The 19,413-nt window shown below is 39.3% G+C and carries 15 protein-coding genes and 4 tRNA genes; 5 read left to right on the top strand and 14 right to left on the bottom strand.

Annotated elements, in window-relative coordinates:
* Positions 1-74: 74 nt before the first annotated feature.
* Positions 75-1,343, top strand: a complete 1,269-nt coding sequence (locus KKC17_01805) for an NAD(P)/FAD-dependent oxidoreductase (GenBank protein ID MBU1038948.1) — start codon at positions 75-77, stop codon at positions 1,341-1,343.
* Between the two features lie 10 nt (positions 1,344-1,353).
* Here KKC17_01805 and KKC17_01800 read toward each other — a convergent pair whose 3' ends face one another.
* From KKC17_01800 to KKC17_01780, 5 genes are all read right to left on the bottom strand, one after another.
* Positions 1,354-1,815, bottom strand: coding sequence for a hypothetical protein (locus tag KKC17_01800; GenBank protein MBU1038947.1), 462 nt, complete (start codon positions 1,813-1,815; stop codon positions 1,354-1,356).
* A 142-nt stretch (positions 1,816-1,957) separates the two neighbouring features.
* Positions 1,958-2,034, bottom strand: a tRNA-Met gene (locus tag KKC17_01795).
* Positions 2,012-2,296: a GIY-YIG nuclease family protein gene (locus tag KKC17_01790; protein ID MBU1038946.1), complete on the bottom strand. Its 285-nt coding sequence runs from the start codon at positions 2,294-2,296 to the stop codon at positions 2,012-2,014. The genes KKC17_01795 and KKC17_01790 overlap by 23 nt, the downstream gene beginning before the upstream one ends.
* A 134-nt stretch (positions 2,297-2,430) precedes the next feature.
* Positions 2,431-2,505: transfer RNA gene (locus tag KKC17_01785), tRNA-Met, on the bottom strand.
* A 97-nt stretch (positions 2,506-2,602) separates the two neighbouring features.
* A tRNA-Leu gene (locus KKC17_01780) sits at positions 2,603-2,687 on the bottom strand.
* 100 nt (positions 2,688-2,787) lie between these two features.
* Between KKC17_01780 and KKC17_01775 the strand changes: the two genes are divergently transcribed.
* Positions 2,788-3,579, top strand: a complete 792-nt coding sequence (locus tag KKC17_01775; protein ID MBU1038945.1) for an AAA family ATPase — start codon at positions 2,788-2,790, stop codon at positions 3,577-3,579.
* On the top strand, positions 3,563-4,474 hold the full coding sequence (locus KKC17_01770) for a ParB/RepB/Spo0J family partition protein (protein ID MBU1038944.1): 912 nt from the start codon (positions 3,563-3,565) through the stop codon (positions 4,472-4,474). Before KKC17_01775 ends, KKC17_01770 begins: the two co-directional genes overlap by 17 nt.
* A 98-nt stretch (positions 4,475-4,572) precedes the next feature.
* Here the strand turns inward: KKC17_01770 and KKC17_01765 are convergent, their stop codons facing one another.
* From KKC17_01765 to KKC17_01725, 9 genes are all read right to left on the bottom strand, one after another.
* Positions 4,573-6,048, bottom strand: a complete 1,476-nt coding sequence (locus KKC17_01765) for a RelA/SpoT family protein (protein MBU1038943.1) — start codon at positions 6,046-6,048, stop codon at positions 4,573-4,575.
* Positions 6,049-6,254: 206 nt separating this feature from the next.
* Positions 6,255-6,977, bottom strand: a complete 723-nt coding sequence (locus tag KKC17_01760) for a hypothetical protein (protein ID MBU1038942.1) — start codon at positions 6,975-6,977, stop codon at positions 6,255-6,257.
* Positions 6,978-6,996: 19 nt separating this feature from the next.
* The gene (locus KKC17_01755) at positions 6,997-7,596 is read right to left on the bottom strand and encodes a hypothetical protein (GenBank protein ID MBU1038941.1); all 600 of its coding nucleotides are present in this window, start codon (positions 7,594-7,596) and stop codon (positions 6,997-6,999) included.
* 674 nt (positions 7,597-8,270) lie between these two features.
* Complete coding sequence (gene topA, locus KKC17_01750; protein ID MBU1038940.1) at positions 8,271-10,823, bottom strand: type I DNA topoisomerase; 2,553 nt, start codon at positions 10,821-10,823, stop codon at positions 8,271-8,273.
* 84 nt (positions 10,824-10,907) lie between these two features.
* Positions 10,908-11,993: a DNA-processing protein DprA gene (gene dprA, locus KKC17_01745; GenBank protein MBU1038939.1), complete on the bottom strand. Its 1,086-nt coding sequence runs from the start codon at positions 11,991-11,993 to the stop codon at positions 10,908-10,910.
* 74 nt (positions 11,994-12,067) lie between these two features.
* Complete coding sequence (locus KKC17_01740) at positions 12,068-15,055, bottom strand: DEAD/DEAH box helicase (GenBank protein ID MBU1038938.1); 2,988 nt, start codon at positions 15,053-15,055, stop codon at positions 12,068-12,070.
* Positions 15,056-15,344: 289 nt separating this feature from the next.
* Positions 15,345-15,935 carry an aminoacyl-tRNA hydrolase gene (gene pth / locus KKC17_01735; GenBank protein ID MBU1038937.1) on the bottom strand — a complete coding sequence of 197 codons (591 nt, stop codon included), beginning with the start codon at positions 15,933-15,935 and terminating at the stop codon, positions 15,345-15,347.
* 3 nt (positions 15,936-15,938) lie between these two features.
* Complete coding sequence (gene der / locus KKC17_01730; protein MBU1038936.1) at positions 15,939-17,234, bottom strand: ribosome biogenesis GTPase Der; 1,296 nt, start codon at positions 17,232-17,234, stop codon at positions 15,939-15,941.
* 6 nt (positions 17,235-17,240) lie between these two features.
* Positions 17,241-18,596: an LCP family protein gene (locus KKC17_01725; GenBank protein MBU1038935.1), complete on the bottom strand. Its 1,356-nt coding sequence runs from the start codon at positions 18,594-18,596 to the stop codon at positions 17,241-17,243.
* An 87-nt stretch (positions 18,597-18,683) separates the two neighbouring features.
* Between KKC17_01725 and KKC17_01720 the strand changes: the two genes are divergently transcribed.
* Both KKC17_01720 and lepB read left to right on the top strand, forming a co-directional pair.
* A tRNA-Val gene (locus tag KKC17_01720) sits at positions 18,684-18,760 on the top strand.
* A gap of 90 nt (positions 18,761-18,850) precedes the next feature.
* Positions 18,851-19,411 carry a signal peptidase I gene (gene lepB / locus KKC17_01715; protein ID MBU1038934.1) on the top strand — a complete coding sequence of 187 codons (561 nt, stop codon included), beginning with the start codon at positions 18,851-18,853 and terminating at the stop codon, positions 19,409-19,411.
* The last annotated feature ends 2 nt before the right edge of the window (positions 19,412-19,413 follow it).

The raw sequence follows: 19,413 nt of genomic DNA, 5'->3' as shown, positions 1-19,413 counted from the left end.
ATAGGCTTAGTTTGGTTAAAACTTAGTAGATTTATTATAGCACGATAAGGGGCTTATAGTTTATAATGGGGACTATGATTAATCCAGGTAGATTAACTAAACCTCGGTTGTTAATAATTGGTAGTGGTTTTGCTGGTTTATATAGTCTATGGTATTTAAAAAAACAAGGTGGCTGGCCAGATTTTGATATAAGTTTAATAACGTCGGTTAATTATTTTTTGTTTACGCCATTGCTTCATGAAGTGGCCGCTGGTAGTTTGTCGGCTGGTAATGTGGTAGAGCCGTTAAGAAATAAATTTCCGGCTAACATAAAAATAATTTTAGACGAAGTTAAAACTGTAAATTTAGACAGTCGCCAAGTAGTTACTAAAGCCGGCCGGTCCTTGGTTTATGATTATTTAGTAGTGGCGCCCGGTACTAGGACTAATTGGTTTAAAGTGTCGGGTGCTTTAGAAAATAGTTGGCCTTTAAAAACTTTGGCTGAGGCTTTAGCTATAAAAAATCAGCTGATAGCTAATTTGGAGCAGGCTACTAATTTATGGGAGGATAGCCAGCAACAATTAAAGCTGGAAAAACTTTTGACTTGGGTTATAGTGGGCGGCGGACCGACCGGCGTGGAAATGGCGGCGGAATTAAGCCATTTGGTAAAAGGCACAGTAGTTAAACTGTATCCGGCTTTAGCCGCTAAGATAAAAATAATTTTAGTGCAACGCGGCTCGGAATTGTTAAAAGAGTTTAGCCCTAGGTTTGGTCAGCAGGCCAGGCAGAAACTAACTGCCCAAGGAGTTAGTATAAAATTTAATTCCGAAGTTACTTTGGTTAACCAGGTTGGCTTACAATTAAAGTCTGGTGAATTTATAAACAGTCAGTTGGTTATTTGGTTAGCCGGGGTAAAACCAGTAGCCATTGCTTGGCAAGGTGATTTAGATATGGTTAATAACGGCCGAATAAAAATACAATCTAATTTGCAATTGTTTAATTATTCCAATGTTTATGTGTTGGGTGATAGCGCGGCTTTGCTGGACAAGGAGACTAATAAGTTATTGCCACAGCTGGCTCAGGTGGCGGTTGGGCAGGCTAAAATTACCGCCCATAATTTATGGGCGGAGCGTAAAAATAAGCCGCTTAAGGAATTTGTTTATAAATCCAAAGGCAATTTAGTTTCCCTGGGCCAGTGGCTAGCCTTGGCCGAAATAGGCAATTGGTTTTTTGAAGGGCCAGTAGCCTGGTGGTTGTGGCGGACAGTTTATTTAAGCAAATTATTATCTGGGCGCAAAAAAATTCAGGTGGCTTGGGAGTGGACCTGGAACATATTTTTTCCGCGCAATTTGTATAAACCCTAGCTTTTGATTTTTAAATGGCTAAAAGCCATAGAGCAGTTAAAGTCATTACTTGGACTAGCAGGCCGACTTGCCAGCTTAAATTAAGTTTGGGCAAGTTGTTAATTTTTTCAGCATGGAAAGCATGATATTTTTTAAGCCACTTACGGCGCGATAAAAAGTGCAGGCCTTGTACAATGTCGGGGAGCAAAGCGCCAAACACGGCGGCTAAGACGGTATTATTGTTGGCTATGGGAAAATTGGACAAATAAAGTAGAACAAAGCCTAGCATGGTTACGCTGTCTAAAATGGCGGCGCCTAAAAACCTGCGGCGCCTGAGCCAGGCGACTAAACTGCTATCGTTTAAATATTCATCGCCGTGCGGTATGGCATCTAAAATAAGGTGGGACAGTACCCCAGCGATAAAAGCTATAAAAGGATTGGGAATGTATTTGGCTAGAGTAAGTCCAGCAGCGGCGTGAATTGTTAGGTACATAAGGTTTAGAATTAATACTCTGTCGCCTTTATGTTAGCAAATAAAAAATGTTTTGGGCAACTGGTGGTCAACGCCACGAGTTCGCTTTCCTCCCCAAATGAAAAAAGACCTGTAAAAACAGGCTCTTTTCATCAAATTCCTATGGTAGCAGGGGTGGGGATCGAACCCACGGCCTAGGGCTTATGAGTCCCTCGCTCTAACCAACTGAGCTACCCTGCCTTAACAAATATTCTTTTAACATTAATCGTAAAGTTATTTTACCTTTGCTGGTTTTAAAATATCTTTCCCGACGCAGGGCATCGATTTTATCTAAAAAGGATTCATAGAATATTAATTGGAAAGGTAAACGCCCTGCCGTTGATATATTTCTGCCCTTATTATGGTCAGTAAATCTTTTCTTTAAATTACTGGTTAAACCAATATAAAACCTTCTATCTTTAAGGCTTAGTAATACGTAAACGTAATAAAAAGACTTTGTCATTGTATTTGATAACAGTGAACCACTATGGGTTCACTGCAAGCATCACTCTCCCTTATAAACACTTATGGCAGGCCTTATCATTAATGATTTGGCTTGCCAAGCATCCGAAGCTCTTAGAAAGAGCGAGTGGTGCTTGGTTGCGGGGGCGGGACTTGAACCCGCGATCTCCTGGTTATGAGCCAGGCGAGATGCCACTTCTCCACCCCGCGATATTAAACTAACTGCTTAAAGATAGCTTATTTGAATTTGTCTGACAAGCCATTAGCCATTGGCCACTAACTATTGACTATAAATTAGAAACTATTTTGGTGGGCATGGTGGGAGTCGAACCCACATGGATTTCTCCGTACGATTTTGAGTCGTATGCGTATACCAGTTCCGCCACATGCCCTAAAAACTAAAAGAACTGTATCTTTTTAAGCATACCTTATAATAATAAGACTTGATTGAATTGTCAAAGAGGCTGTGGGACATTATACTAATAAGGTGTTATGTCAAAAATTATTGCTTTAGTAAATCAAAAAGGTGGCGTAGGTAAAACAACAACAGCAGTTAACCTGGCGGCTTATTTTGCCCGGGCTGGCCGAAGAATTTTGTTAGTGGATATAGATCCGCAGGGTAATGCCTCGGCCGGCGTAGGCGCTAATAACGAAACGGAACAGCCCCATGTTTATCATGTTTTGCTAGAACCTAACAGTATTAAAGAAGTTATTCAAAAAACCAGTTATGAAAATTTATCTATTTTACCGGCTCAGGCCGATTTAGCTGGCGCGGCTGTAGAATTGGTTGGCGCCGAGAACAGGGAATACAAACTTAAAGAGGCTTTAGAAAAAGTGAGTGCTGATTATGATTATATTTTAATTGATTGCCCGCCTTCTTTGGGTTTATTAACAGTTAATGGTTTAACAGCTGCTCAGCAAGTTTTAATACCCATTCAGGCTGAATATTATGCTTTGGAAGGCTTGGGTCAGTTAATGAATACAATTAATTTGATTCAGGAACATTTAAACAACAGTTTGGATATTTTGGGCGCTTTGGTAACCATGTACGATTCTAGGAATCGTTTGGCTAATGCGGTGGTGCAGGAGTTAAAAAATCATTTTCCTAATAAATTATTTATGACTATGATACCGCGCAATGTGCGCCTGGCCGAAGCCCCTAGCTATGGCCAGCCTGTTATGGTGTACGACGCGGCTTCACGGGGCGCCGAAGCTTATCGGTTGCTAGCCGAGGAAGTTTTAAAAATATTAGAATCACAAACAACTTATGGCCAAACCATTTAAATTGGGTAAGGGATTAAATTCCTTAATACCGCAAAAAAAATCCGGTAGTACGAATTATTGGGGTAACGAAGCTACCCCTCAACCGCCAGAGGTGGCTGCCAGCGGTGGCGGTGGGGAGCGGGTACATTATTTAAATCCTAAAGAGATTGCGGCTAATTCACGCCAGCCTAGGCAAAATTTTAATGCCGAGGATTTGGCTGATTTAGTAGCTTCGGTAAAGACTCACGGTATTTTGCAGCCTTTGACAGTTAGTCAGTTGCCGAGCGGTAAATACGAGCTAATTGCTGGGGAGCGGCGTTTACGCGCCGCTGTAACAGCCGGTTTAAAACAAGTGCCAGCCATTTTAAGGCAGGTTAAAGATCAGGAAAGATTGGAGTTGGCTTTGGTGGAAAATATTCAACGCCAGAATTTAAATCCTTTGGAAGAAGCCGTGGCTTATAAACAATTGCAAGAAGAGTTCAGTTTAACGCAGGAACAAATTGCCCAGCGAGTTGGTAAATCGCGTCCGCAAATTGCCAATACTTTGCGTTTGTTAGATTTACCCGATAGCATCAAGCAGGCTTTAAGTGAGGGTAAAATAACTTTTGGTCACGCTAAAGTAATAATGAGTTTGGACACGCCCTTTGAACAGGAAAAGTTTTTTAGGTTAATAACTTTGGAAGGTTTGCCGGTTCGTTTGGCCGAAGCTAAGGTTCATAGTTTAAAAGCTAACAAAACAGCGGTTGTACCAACCACCTCGGTTCAATTAAAAGCTTGGCAACAACAATTGCAAAATATTTTAGGCACCAAGGTAAAAATTAGCGGTAGTTTAAACAAGGGTAAAATAATTTTGGAATTTTATTCCAGTGAGGATTTAATGGGTTTGGTGGAAAAAATTAAGAAAGCAGGGGAATAAAATCCTAAATCCTAAAATCTAAATCTTAAATAATTCCCAAAATTGAGTATTGGGGATTATTTAGAAATTAGGATTTAAAATTTGTGATTTATTAGGGCTTATTCTTTAGTTCGGGAAAAAATATTTAGGAAGTTGCGGCGTTTTTTCTTATAATAACTTTTAATATGATTTTTGGCCTGATTGGTTTTTATAAACTTTAGCCAATCTTCGCTGGGGCCACCACGATTTTTATCAACAATTATTTCTACCAAATCGCCACTTAATAATTTAGTTTCTAGAGGGGCAATTTTTTCGTTGATTCGGGCACCGGAGCAATGGTTACCAATATCGGAATGAATATGATAGGCAAAATCCACTGGCGTGGCTTCTTCGGGCAAATCTATAACATCGCCTTTGGGTGTAAAAACAAAAATACGGTTTTGAAAAATATCAATAGTTAAAGCTTTTAAGTATTGATCATTGTCGGTGATTTCTTTTTGCCAATCTAGTAGTTCTTTAATCCATTTTAATTGTTCGGGCGGAATGCTTAATTGGGCCTTGCTGGAATCTTTGAATTTCCAGTGGGCGGCAATACCATATTCAGCATTATCGTGCATTTGTTGATCGCGAATTTGAAATTCTACAATACGTCCTTGGTCGCAAAATACTGTGGTGTGCAAAGAACGGTAACCATTGGGTTTGGGTTGAGCAATATAATCTTTAATGCGACCGGTCATTGGTTTCCAGCGGCTGTGGACAGCCCCTAAGGCTTGGTAGCAAGCGGCTACATCAGGCACAATTACTCTTAGGGCTACTAGGTCGTAAACTTTGCTAATATCCATGTCTTTGCGCAGCAGTTTTTTATATAAACTGTAGTGATGTTTAACCCGGCCGTGTACGGAATTATAGGCAATGTTATTTTTTTCTAATAATTTAATAACTTCTTTAATTAAATCTTGGCTGTAGGAGATTTGGTCTTCCATTCTACTGGTAGAGGTTTTAACCACCCAGGCATATTCTTCTGGATAAACATATTTAAAAGCTAAGTCTTCTAATTGACCTTTTAGTTCACCAATACCCAAGCGATTGGCTATGGGAGCATAAATTTCTAAAGTTTCCCGAGCAATACGCTGTTGTTTTACTGGTGGCAGGGCCGAGAGAGTGGACAAATTATGCAGTCGGTCAGCCAGCTTAATAAGCACCACCCGCACGTCTTCGGCCATAGCTACGAACATTTTTCTTAAATTTTCCGCATAACGTTCCAACCCACGATATTTAAGTTTGCTTAATTTAGTAATACCTTTAACCAGTTTACCGACTTCGGGACCAAATTCTTTGGCAACTTCTTCCAAAGTTATGGGTGTATCTTCGGGCACGTCATGTAGCAGGCCGGCAATAACCGTGGATAAATCCAGGTTCATGTGAGCTAAAGTATAAGCTGTTTCTAAGGAGTGTTGGATGTAATCAGTACCATCTAACCTTTTTTGGCCGGCATGGGCCTTAACAGCGAAGTCATACGCCAATTCCAGCATAGTGGTATCGGCGTTAGGATTGTTTTTTAGGACTAATTGTTTAATATCTGAGAAAGTAGTCATAACATTTATGATAACACAGTACTATAACACTAACTAAGTTAAAAAGCAAGAGGTTGAATAATGGAAGATAGAAGGTAAAATTAGGAGTTAAAAAGTGTTTGTGGGGATTTATGTCCACCTGGACATAAATCCCCGCAGGGAAAATGGGAAATAAAAAACAGCGGCTATAAGTTTTAAGCCGCTGAGATAAAATATGTTAGTTAATTTTATTTTTTAGCTGAGCGATAGGTCATGGTGTTTAAGTTAAAATAATCGCCAGTATATACCAAGACAGTTAATTGAATTTCATTGGTGTTTAACAATCTAGCCTGTATCGGGGAGATTAACCTTTTTTTGTTAATGCCTTTGCCTTTATAAAGGTTAAGGCCGAAGTGTTCTGCCAGATTGATGGCTGTTTCATTGGTACCGACGTAGTAGGCAATACCTTTGGTTTTTTCAATGGTAAATTCGAAATTGGTATCGGTTTTTACGTATTCAAGATCTTCGGGTAGGCTGAACATACCGTTAGTACATCGCACCAATATAGTTAAAGGTTTTTTAGAATTTTTAACGTAAACATAGGCTACCAGTTGGTTGTCGAAATACCCCTGATGAATTGTTCCCGAACCGTCTTCGGCTTTAATTTCTTTGGCGCTGCCGTATTTATAGACGATTGAATCAATAGCGGCAGTGGATGGTATTTTGTTGCGGTTTTTCAAGAATAAAACCAGGTCGGTGCTTAATGATGGCCAATTTGCCTGCAGATAATTTTGTCTGTTGGTAACTGGTACGTTTTTTAAACTGTCTAGCACCGCTAATTTAGCCGGCGACCAGTTATTAACTGGTGTGATGTCATTAACGACATCAACTCCGTCATCATTACTACAACCAGAAAAGGAAATTATTGCGATTACTGTTAACAGATAAAAGAATAAATTTACCTTTTTCACTTTTTTCTCCTTGCCCGATTTAGTCCTCGGCGCCGGGGAATGTTGTGTTATTGATTTTTAAGTGTTTTAAACTTATTTGAATAGTAACCCCAAGGATGAATAATGACAGTATCCATTCCAGAATTTTTATCAGTAAACCCATTTGGTCTAGGCTGTTTATTAAAGGAAATTTAACAACGCCGTAAGTACCAATTAGGGTAAGGAATAAACTGCATGAGTAGAATAATATTCTGGCTGGTCCGGAAATTTTTGTTTTACGGTAGTATAAAAACAAAGTACTAAAAATTAAATACAAAGCTCCACCGCCGATGGAAACAAATTTGTTTTCATTGGCTAAGTGAGGACTTGTTATGGCCAAGATTAGACCTATGATTATTACCAAGAAAAAGAAAAATATTTCATAATTTTTCTTTTTAAGTTTTTTAGAATTTTCTATAACGACCATAAATGGAATGCCAGCATTGGTTAATTTAACTAAGTCTTCGGCTGAGCCATTAATAATAGAAATTTCCAGATCGCCGTTTTCTCGAGGATTACCGTGGCAGATTTTACCTACCGTTGCTGTAATTTCTGAACGGCGTTTAATTCCGCCGTCTTGTTTTTTAATTAATATTTTCATTTTGTCCTTCCTGTGTTTTTGTGATTTATAATTTATCTTGATTAGTTTATTAGGGGAAGCCATTAAACTTTGTTTTAAAAAACTGTTTAATTAAATAAATAGCCCAGCTGAGTCAAACTAGTTATAACCGGTTTGGTCAGTTAGCTATTCTTTTCCCCTTAATAAATCAACCAAGATAAATGTTTGTTAAAAAACTGGCTATTTATTACGACTTGGGCATAATAAATAACTATATATAATACACCTAAATGGGGGATTTGTCAATGGTTAGTTGAATAAACTTAGAATTTAAAAGATGAAATAAAACTATAAATCATTATGTCACTGCGAGCGAATCTGCCAAAGGCGGGTGAAACATGGCAGTCTAGATTGCCACGTCAGTCGTCCCCCGCGTACGCGCGAGACCTCTTCCTCGTAGTGACATATTCTTTTTGTCATCGCGAAAGACCCCGCGGCCGCGGGGGACTGAGGCGATCTGGATTGCTTCCTCCTTCGCAAGGCTGACAGGTTTGATTAAGTAAGTTGTTCATAAGATTTAGATTGCTTCGTCATTACATTCCTCGCAATGACAAGCGGACAAGTCATTTACGCTTGCAATGACATAGTTGATAAAGGCAGAAATAAAAAACCAACCCTTTGCTAGGCAAGGGGTTGGTTAAATAAAATTTGATTAATTATTCAGATTTCTTACTACGGCGTCTTTTTTTAGGCTTGCCTTGTTTTTCTTGTATCAGTTCCAAAGCCTTAGCTAAAGTAATTGTTTCAGCGGATTCGTTTTTGGGCAGGGTGGCATTGGTTTTGCCATCTGACACATAAGGGCCGTAGCGGCCGTTCATTACTTTAATGGTTTTACCGTCTTCGCTCTGGCCTAGTTCTTTAAGAGTTTCGGCGGTGCGACGGCTGGTTTTTTTATCTTGAGCCAAAAGTTCTAAAGCTTGTTCTAAAGTAACATTAAGAGGTGTTAAGCCATTGTTTAAACTTCTGGTGTCTATTCCGCATTTAATATAAGGACCGAATCGTCCGTTGGCGGCCCAAATGATTTCGTTATTTTTAGGATTAAGACCGATTTCTTTGGGTAAGCTTAATAATTCTAAAGCTTGTTCTAAAGTAACCGTGTCCGGCGACATATCTTTAAGCAAAGAAGCCATTTTGGGTTTAGGTAATAATTTGTCTTTGGCTTTATCGCCAGTTTTGGTCGGTGTTTCGCCCAATTGAACATAGGGGCCGAACCTGCCCACTTTAACATAAATAGTTTGTCCGTTATCAGGATGGGTGCCTAATTCTTTAGGGCCGTTGCCACCGGTTTGTAATAATTCTAAGGCTTTGTCCACTGTTAATTCGTCGGGCGTAATATCTATAGGCAGGCTAACGGTTTTATCTTGCCAGCGGATAAAGGGGCCATAACGGCCAATGCGCACTTCAATCGGTTGGTCGTCTTTTTGGCCAATGGTTACGCCGCTGGTTAAGCGGGGATCTATTTGATCTTTAACATGTTCTAAAATCGGTTGTAGTCCGGTTTGATTATTGCCAAAGTAAAAGTCGCGTAAGTAATCTTTATGGTCGCCTTGACCTAAAGCAATATTGTCCAATTTATCTTCCATCTGCGCGGTAAAATTGTAATCAATAAATTGGCTTAAATATTGATCTAATAAATTAGTAACAGCAAAGGCGGTAAAGGTCGGTACTAAGGCTGTGCCTTTTTTATTTACATATTCACGGCGCAGGATTGTTTCAATAATGGCGGCGTAAGTAGATGGTCGGCCAATACCGCGAGTTTCCATTTCTTTTACCAAAGCCGCTTCAGTTAAACGGTTGGGCGGTTGGGTAAGATGTTCTTTGGCTTGCATGGCCAAGGCTTTAACTGATTCGTTTTTGGTTAAGGGTGGCAGAACGGTTTCCAGTTCGGTTAAATCGGTTTCTGGGTCATCGGAACCTTCTATATAGGCTCGGCGGTAGCCATCAAAACTAAAAGTTTTTCCTTTGGCTGTAAAAATCGCCTGACTAACAGTTACTTTAACGGTTAAGCGTACACCTTGACTGGAAGCCATTTGCGAAGCCACAGTTCTTTTCCAAATTAGTTCGTAAAGTTTAAAAGCGTCTTCGTCGACTTGTTGTTTAACTAGAGTTAAAGGTTGGAAAGTTGAACCAGCTGGTCGAATGGCTTCGTGAGCTTCTTGAGCGTTTTTGCTAGTGGTTTGGTATTGTCTGACTTGCGGGCTTAAATATTTATCGCCGTATTGTTCTTTAATCCATTGCCGGGCGGCGGTTAAAGCTTGTTGAGACAGCAAGGTGGAATCGGTACGCATGTAGGTAATGTAACCTTGTTCATATAAACTTTGGGCTAATTGCATGGTGCGCCTGGCCGAGTATCTTAATTTGCGGTTTGCTTCTTGTTGTAAGGTACTGGTGGTAAAAGGTGGCCAAGGGTTTTCGTTAAACGGTTTACTGTCGACTTGGCTAATAGTACCGGTTTGGTTTTGTAAATCTTGAATTAATTTTTCCGTTTCAGTTTGTTTTAACCAAACAGCTAGCTTATTTTTAAGTTGTCCAGTGTCGGCGTTAAAATCTTTGCCGCTGGCTACTGGTTGGTTATTAAATTCGGTTAGTTGGGCTTGGAATTGTCCGCCTTTAGCCATAAAGTCAGCCGCAATATCCCAAAATTGACTGGATTTAAATTTAAGGCGTAATTTTTCTCGTTCCACAATAAGTTTAACCGCTACACTTTGCACTCGGCCGGCTGATAAACCGGGTTTTATTTTGCGCCACAGAATCGGCGAGACACTATAGCCATATAATCTGTCCAGCAAACGCCTAGCTTCTTGGGCTTTGACTAAATTATCATTAATTTGCCGAGGTTTTTGTAAAGCGGCAGTAATAGCTTCTTGAGTGATTTCGTGAAAAACAATTCTTTTGGTTTGCTTAGGTTTTAAAGCCAAAACTTCAGCTAAATGCCAGGCAATGGCTTCACCTTCGCGGTCTTCGTCTGTTGCCAAATAAACTATATCGATTTTTTTGATTTGACTTTTTAAGGCCGTGACATTTTTTTTGGCTCCTGGTGAAATAATATAATCGGGTGAGAAGTTGTTTTCCAAATCAATACCCAATTTGGATTTAGGTAAATCACGAATATGCCCGTAGGACGACACCACTTGGTAAGAGGAATCTAAAAATTTGCCAATGGTTCTGGCTTTGGTAGGAGATTCAACGATAACTAAGTTATTAGCCACAAAAATATAAATAAATTATCAAACCTAATCATTTCTAACAGATACTACAGCTTTATCCACTTGTCAAACTGGTTCATTAAGATTTTAGTATAAACGCGAGAAATTTTCGCCGTCCAAGGATTTAATATAACCTTTTATTTCCAAGACGGATAAGTTGGCTAAAACTTGACTGGCTGATTGGCCGGTTAGTTCCATAATTTGTTTTAAAGGCAGACTTTGCAAAGGTAAATCTTTTAAAAATTTTTCTTCGTCTAAAGTTAGAGATTCGGTTGGTTGATGGTCACTGGCCACCAAATTAAAAATTTCCAGAAGGTCTTTGGTTGAACAAATAGTTTTAGCACCTTGTTTAATAAGCTCCAAGCAGCCTTGGGATAAGGCAGAATAAATACTACCGGGTACGGCGGCGATTTCCCGATTGTAATCCAGCCCCAAACGAGCAGTAATTAAAGAACCAGAATTGGCCGCGGCTTCAGTTATTAAAATGGCTTGGCTAAGTCCGGCAATCAGACGGTTACGCAAAGGGAAATGTTGTTTTAGCGAAGGTGTGCCCGGTGGATATTCGCTAAGCAGTAGTCCACTGCAGTCTATTATTTTTTGGGCCAGGTGATAATTGATTTTGGGATAAATATCATCCAAGCCACCGGCCAGTACAGCAGCTGCTGAGCCGTTTTGTTTTAGACAAGCTAAGTGGGCAATGGCATCAATACCATAAGCCAAACCAGAAACAATGGTTAAACCGGCTCGAGCCGCAGCTGAAGCTAATTCTTCGGTTAATCTTTGTCCGTAAGCGGTGGGGCGCCGGCTGCCAACAATTGCCAAACAACGTTTACTTAAAATGGTAATATCGCCTTGGTAGTAAATAACAGTCGGCGGGGAACAAATTTGTTTAAGTAAGTCGGGGTAAGCTTTATCTAGCGGCGTGCAAAAATCTATATTAAGTTGTTGCAATTTAGCTTTAAGGGCACTAGGTTCGGTTGATTGGCGATAAGTTAAAAAGTCGGCTATTAATTTTTCTTCCCAGCCTAATTTATTAAAAGCGCTGGTTGAGCCGTGCCAGGCTTTGGTTAAACTGCCGAATTTTTTTGTTAGCTGGTTTATTTTAGTTGGTCCAACTTTATAAAACCAAGACCAGGCCAGATAGTACAAGCGCTCTTCTGTTAAATTAGTCATAAATTCCTCCTAAATTTAGACTGCTTATATTAGTGATTATAAATAAATAACTGGTTTATGGGCAAGTTATTTATTTAGTTAAGCCAGGTTGATTTTTTAATTTGTCGCAGACTTTCTTTAAGCCAGGGAAGCCAAGCGCCGGCGGCTAAAGGATGATGAGCTTGCCAACCAGTTTCTGTTTGGCGCCAGCTGGGGTCGAAATTTTTTAATCGTTGGTTAATTTCTGGCGAGGGTTTTTCTAACCAACGCAAAATAAATTGACCAAAGTGGGAACCGCTTTGACAAGAGACTTCTCGCAGTCTGGCTTGTTCGGCTAAAAGTTTTATTTCTAGCAGGGTTAGTAAATTTTTAAGTAATTGATCTGGTTGGTCGTTATTTAAAGGTCGACCTAATAAAGTAGTTGCTTCGTTTAGTAATTCGTTTGGTTGGCGAACAGCGGCTAATTTTTGATACAGGTTTAGCCTGGCACTTTGGCTTAGGTTTAATTGTGGGCTAAGTCTGGCCTCCAAAGGTAAACGCAACATAACTTCGGGTATAGTGGGAGAAGGTTGGTTATTTTTTATTTCAGCCACCGCTTGTTGGAGAAGCTGGCCGTAAAGATGCAGGCCAACCGCCGATACATTGCCATGTTGTTCTTTGCCTAAAATAGCACCAGCGCCTCGCAATTCAATATCTTTTAAAGCCAAGCTTAAGCCACTACCTAAACTTTCTGCTTCTAGTAAACTGTTTAGCCGGTTGGTGGCCTGGCTGGTTGGTTTGGGGCCAATTAAAAAATAAGCATAGGCTTGGGTGGAACTGCGGCCAACGCGACCACGCAATTGGTATAAATCAGCCAAACCAAACCGGTCAGCTTTTTCTACCAGTAAAGTATTAACGTTAGGAAAATCCAATCCGTGTTCTATCATGGCTGTGGCCAAGAGTAAGCTTAATTGTCCTTGGTCAAACCGGTGCATGGTGTCAGCGACATTTTTAGGTGACATTTGGCCGTGGATGACCCCTAGGGTTAAATGAGGTAGTAGTTTTTTTAATTTATTTTGGACGGCTGGCAAATCCTTAATGCGGTTGACTAAATAAAAAACTTGTCCCCCACGATTAATTTCTAAAGTAATAGCTTGTTTAATAAGTTGGTTACTTTCAGGTTGGACCAAAGTTTTTATGGATAAGCGGTTGCTAGGTGGAGTATTAATAAGGGATAAATCTCGAATGTTAGCTAAGGCTAAATTTAAAGTTCTGGGTATAGGTGTGGCGGACAAGGAGATAACATGTAAGTCGGGCCGGATTTTTTTAAGCTGGTCTTTTTGTTTAACGCCGAATCGTTGCTCTTCATCAATTACTAATAAGCCTAATTTTTTAAAGATTACATCATTGGATAATAAAGCGTGCGTACCTATAGCAATGTCAATTTTTTGATTGGTTAAATTTTGTTTAATCTGTTTAATAGTTGCTGAGCCTTGAGCTCTGGTCAGTAGGCCTAAAGTTATAGGAAATTTTTTTAACCTTTGACTAAAAGTGTCAAAATGTTGTTGAGCTAGAATAGTCGTCGGGGCCAGTAGGGCCACTTGGTAACCGTTCAGAATTGCTTTTAAACTGGCTCGGACAGCTAGTTCAGTTTTACCAAAACCAACGTCGCCACAAATTAGCCGATCCATGGGTTTATTTTGTTCTAAATCAGCTGTAATATCCTGCCAGGTTTTTAATTGGTCGGCGGTCAGCGGCCAGGGGAAAGAAGCAGCTAGTACTTCTTCTTCGGGAAATTGTTGCCAAGCTTTAGTTTGACTTTGTTGGCGCTGGGCATAGAGTTGTAAAAGTTCACTAGCTAAAGCCATAGCTTCAGCTTTTACTTTTTTGGTTATTTGCCACCAACTGGCGCTACTAAGACGTTGTAGTTTAGGGTGGGGATTGCCCAAATAACGCGATAAACGGTCGGTATGTTCAATGGGTACATAAAGTTTATCATCATCGGCATAGCTTAAGGCAAAGTATTCTCGGGTTAGGCCGTCAACTGTTTGTTCATTTAATCCCTCAAAGCGTCCAATGCCATGGTCAATATGAACGAGATAATCACCAGCGGAAATTTTTTCATAAGATTTAAGGCCGGTTGTTTTTTGTCTTTGACTTAGGCCGATGATTTCTCGGTCGGTTAAAAAAATAGTTTGTTTAATCAAATCTTTAAAACCAGTTAGCTCATTTATTAAATCAGCTGGTGCTTCGATTAATTCAACTTTGTTTAAATAGTCTTGGAGGTGGTATTTTAGGTCGATTGGTTCGGCAGTTATTATTTTTATAGTTTGGCCTTGAGCCAATTGATTTTGCAAATAAGAGTAAAATAAATCCCATTGTTTGCCAAAACGAGGCAAGTTGGTAAAGCTGGGAGAAGGTTGTAGGGGATCACAGTTAAGACGTTTAATTCTAGACCAGTCTAAATTTATTGGCGCCGCTATTAGTTGGCTGGTTGGTTTAAGAAAGTTTTTTATTGTGCAGTTAGGATCGGCAGTCAGTCTTAGGGGCGCTAGAGTAATAGCGCTTATTTGTTTAAGAGGGCTTTCGGTTTCCAAATTAAATTGTTGAATGTTTTCGATGGTATTGTTGTTCCAAGATATAAGCCAACTAGTTGCTTGATCAGTTATCTGCAACAGACCGCCTTTTTTTACAAACCAACCGCCTTGGTCCACTAAGGGTCCAGGTTGATAACCGACCGATTGCAAATGATTTAGGACAGCTAGGGGTTTTATAATTTGGCCTACTTTCAGAATAATTTGGCCTTTAGATAAACTAGTAGCATTAGGTAAACTTAAGTTTAGGTATTCAGCTGGCAGAGTTAAAATATTAGCTTGTGGGTGTTGGTTGGTTGCCAGCCAATCAATAAAGTTTTCTGGCCAATTAAATAGTTTGATTGGCTGTTGATTAAGTTTGATAAAAAATTTTAATAAGGCTTGGGCGACTGGTTGTAATTTGGCGTTGGTTAAGTACCACAAAACACCGTTATTAAGAGCGGTGGGGGGGAGATTGGCGATAAAATAAGCCTGGGCCGACAGGTTGTTAGGCAGGTTATTTTTAAGCATGAATAATAGGTTTTTGTTTGACTAATTTGTTTGTTATACTGTTGACAGTAGCTTAATCTTGTGATAAGATTTTGCCTACTAATATATTTTGTGTGTTTTGGTCTACTTGTCAGTGATGCCTCTTGTGACCCCTCCTTAATGAGAGACATCTGCAAAGTTAGGCTGAACCAGTTTTCTGGATCGTTTAACGCTGATAAGTAGACTTAAGCACAAAAATTATAAACCAGTTTATAAGCCAACCTTTTTATAGGGTTGGTATTTTTAATTTTTTTAAAGAAGGATAGTAAAATTATTTGTTGATTGTTCTAGTTTGTGAAGTTGGTTGGCTGGTGGCCAAACTTTGTTCCAAAAGAGCCACAGCTAGAGTAATCGTTTTTTTTACTATTTTTTGTTCGGTTGTTGAAAATTTTTGTAAAACAAAAGATTCAGTAGGTATATTTTGATCTGATCGGCCTAAACCTAAACGGAACCGCCAATCAATTATTTTATCTAAAGCCTTAAAGATGCTTTGGACGCCATTGTGTCCGGCGGCACTGGCTTGATAGGATAACCGAATACTACCTAAGGGTAAGTCTAAATCATCATGTAATAACCAGATATTATTTTTTTTGATTTTAAAATAATCTGTTACCAGTTTAACGCTTAAACCAGATTGATTCATAAACGTTAGAGGTTTAAGTAGACGAATGGTTTGGCTAGCCAGTTTAAAAGAGGCTAATTCTCCAGAAAATTTATTTTGTTTAAGCCAGGTAGCTTGTTGTTTTTTAGCTAAGGCGTCCAAGACTAACCACCCGAAATTATGTCTAGTTAATTTATAAGCTGAGCCGGGATTGCCTAGGCCGACCAGTAGTAGCGAATTGTCTGGTGTGGGACGACTCATAAATTAAGTATTAGTTTGGCGTACACCCTGCAAGCGAACTTTAATAGGCGTGCCAGTAAAATCAAACAGACGCCTAAGTTTACTTTCCACCCAGTTGCCCAAAGCTTGAGGCAGTCGTTCTCTGGTTTTTACTGCTAAAACAAAACGTGGTGGTACCGTACTGGTTTGGGTGAAACTTTTTAGAGTTAAGTTACGAGTTGGTTCAGTTTTTTTCAAAAAAGCAAAAAACTTTTTTAATTCCGTTTCGGTCAACTGTCTTTCGGCGTTTTGTCTGACTTGGAGTAGTGTGGGAATGACGTTTTTTAGTCCTTGGTGGCTGTGCGCCGACACCCACAGTAGTGGACTGAAGGAAATAAAGGGAAAATAGTGACTTAAGTTTTTACTTACTAATTTTCTATCTTCTTGGTCCTTGATTAAATCGGATTTATTTAATAGTACAACAATCGGTAAGCCGCTATTTTTTATTTCGCCAGCTAATCTTTGATCTTGCCAGGTGGCTGGCTCGTTTCCATCTAGAACTAGCAGTAAGCCATCACTATCAGTGAAGCTGTGTTTAGTTTGTTTGACACTTTGTTTTTCTAAATGGGGAGCCGCTTGAAGCTGACGCCTAACACCGGCAGTATCTCTTAATTCTAAAAGTTTGCCTTGCCAATTAAACCAATCAGTTTGTCGATCTCGCGTGGTATGGGGTGTTTCCAACACTAAACTTCTTTCTTGTCTAAGAAGCTTATTAAATAAGGAGGATTTACCGACATTAGTTTTACCAATTAAAGTAAAACAATAACTGGCTTTGGGCAGATGGCTTTCTTTTAAGTGTTTGTAGATTAAATCCAATAAATCACCCAGGCCGACGCCGGTTTTAGCTGAGACCATTATTTTTTCTTTAAAACCTAGATGAATATTGGCCGCTTGATTACGCCAAGCCTGACCATCTATTTTATTAATCGCCAGGATGACTGGTTTTTTTAAACGATAAAGCCATTTGGCTAGGTTTATTTCTAAGTCACTTAATCCAGTTTGTCCATCAATAACCATTACCACCACATCAACTTCTTTAATTAGTTTATGAGTTGGTGAATCCTTTGTTTGTTTGATAAAATTCGCTGAGCAGCCAGCGCTGTCAGCAATAAAAAAACTTTTATCTCGCCAATTAGCCAAACCCAAATTATTGTCTCGGGTGGTATCTTTTTCAGCTGAGACCAGAGATTGTCCTTGGCTAGATAGACGATTCAATAAAGTGGATTTACCGACATTAGTTCGGCCGATTAATAATACTTGTGGTCTGACTGGTCTAGACATAAAATTTTAGTTAGGTGCTCGATCACGTCCTAAAATAAGACGAAAATCCGCCTGTTCGGAATTAGTAGTTACTGGTTCTAAAGTTACGGCGTTTAGACCGAAAAATGATTCCAGTAGTTGGCGACTGTCTGGTTTTTGTCCACCACTGTAATCATACAATATCGTGCGGGGGAAATCACGGCGATTAGCATTGCCAAAGATTATATTGGTTAGGCCTTTATTTTTTAAGGTTTGGGTAACTGATTCAGCTAGACCAGGTATGGTGGTGCCATTTTCAATGATTAAGTAGGGGTTTTCGGCCAATGGGCCGGAATTAGCCAGTAAATCAGCGGCTAATTTTTTAATATCAGAATAGTCAGCTGTTTTAGGTAGGAGTAAATAAGCTCCGTCACCGCCGGTAGCTTCTTTAAGCAGGCCGCCGGGTGAAGTGTCGATTATTCGATGTCGGATATTTTGGGTTTTTAGGCCGCTTAATAAATTAGCTAGCCGAACTGTTTCTTGGGCGGTAATATCGGTTAGTAGTCCTTGGGAAATATCTTGATAAAGATGGAGAATTTTACGCGGATTAAATAATGTTTTAGCAGATAATAATTGATCTTTTAGAGCTAGTAGAACTTGTTGTTGACGTTTAGCTCGTGAAAAATCAGAGCCTTGTTGATTACTACCATGCCTAGAGCGAACATATTGTAAAGTTTTTTCGCCAGATAAAGTTTGTTGACCGGTTTCAAAATTAACAACAGTAAAACTATAGTTTGGCCCTGGATACTGACTATCGGTGAAGCTTTGTTCTATATTAATTGGCAAACCACCTAAATCATCCACCAAAGAAACGAAACTAGAAAAATCTAAGCGGACATAATAATGAATTGGTTGGTCTAAAAGTTGGCTAATAGTTTCTTTAGCTAATAAGGGGCCCAAACCATTGCCTTTTAATTCACCAAAAGCGTTGGCATTGTTTATTTTACGGGCACCAAAACCGGGTATATTAACTACTAAGTCTCGTGGCAAAGACAACAAACCAACATTTTTATGCTTGGTGTCTAAGCTGGCTAGCATAATTGTATCGGTTAAATACGGTCCGTCATGTCCTGGACCACCTTGGCCGAGCAGCAAAAAATTTATCCGGCCGTCGTTTTCACCGAGCAAGGCTTTGTCTTCACTACTAGTTAAACGTTTAACGTTTTCCCATAATGAATAATTATTCCAATCAATAAAAGTTGCTTGAACATGAGGTTGTCTGGCTAGCCAAATTACCGTTAGACTTAGCAGAATAAAAACCCCATACAAAAAAAATTTCCCCCGAGCGGCTGGTGGTTCATGATAACTGATTGAGTTAGTTGGTAAGTCTTTAAATTCCGCCATAAGTATCTTTACAGTTAGTAAAAAAAATGGTAGCATTAGCTATGTTTCTGTGTCAATTATAATAGTGGTCGTAAAGTGAAGAGTTAAGGACGCATAGCTCAGTTGGTTAGAGCGTTGCATTCACATTGCAAAGGTCCCTGGTTCGAATCCAGGTGCGTCCACCATAATTTAGAATTAAGAATAGAGAATTAAGAATTTAGTGTTTATAAGTTTAGTCTTGATTCATTATTCGTAATTCGTAATTCTATTAAACTATGTCTAATTATTGGAAAGAGACTGGACAATTTTTAAGCGAAGTAATTAAAGTCGGTTTGATATCATTGGCGATTATTTTGCCAGTTCGTTATTTTTTAGTGCAACCTTTTTATGTTAAAGGTGAATCAATGGAGCCGACTTATTTGAATAGTGATTATTTATTGATTGATGAAATAAGTTTTCGCTTTAGAGAAGTGAAACGCGGTGAAGTAGTAGTATTGAGATATCCTAGAAATGAAAGGGAATTTTTTATAAAAAGAATAATTGGTTTGCCTCATGACCGGGTGGTTATTAAAGAAGGGGCTGTTTGGTTGGCAATAAATGGACAGTCATTGGAAAAAATAACGGAAGATTATTTGCCAACGGGTGTAATTACTCAAGGTGATCAGGATATTACTTTGCAAATTGATCAGTATTATGTTTTGGGGGATAACCGAGGTGCTAGTTTGGACTCCCGGAGTTTTGGGCCGATTATTAAAAGGGAGATAGTTGGCCGTAGTTGGCTAAGAGCTTGGCCATTTGATCGGTTAGCTATTTTTAATCTATCGGTAATCAATTAAGA

The sequence above is a fragment of the Patescibacteria group bacterium genome (assembly GCA_018817715.1).
Taxonomy (GTDB): Bacteria; Patescibacteriota; Patescibacteriia; order Veblenbacterales; family UBA10138; genus JAHITT01.
The sequence above is the reverse complement of the archived record's forward strand: the minus strand, read 5'-3'. Positions and strand labels throughout refer to the sequence as shown.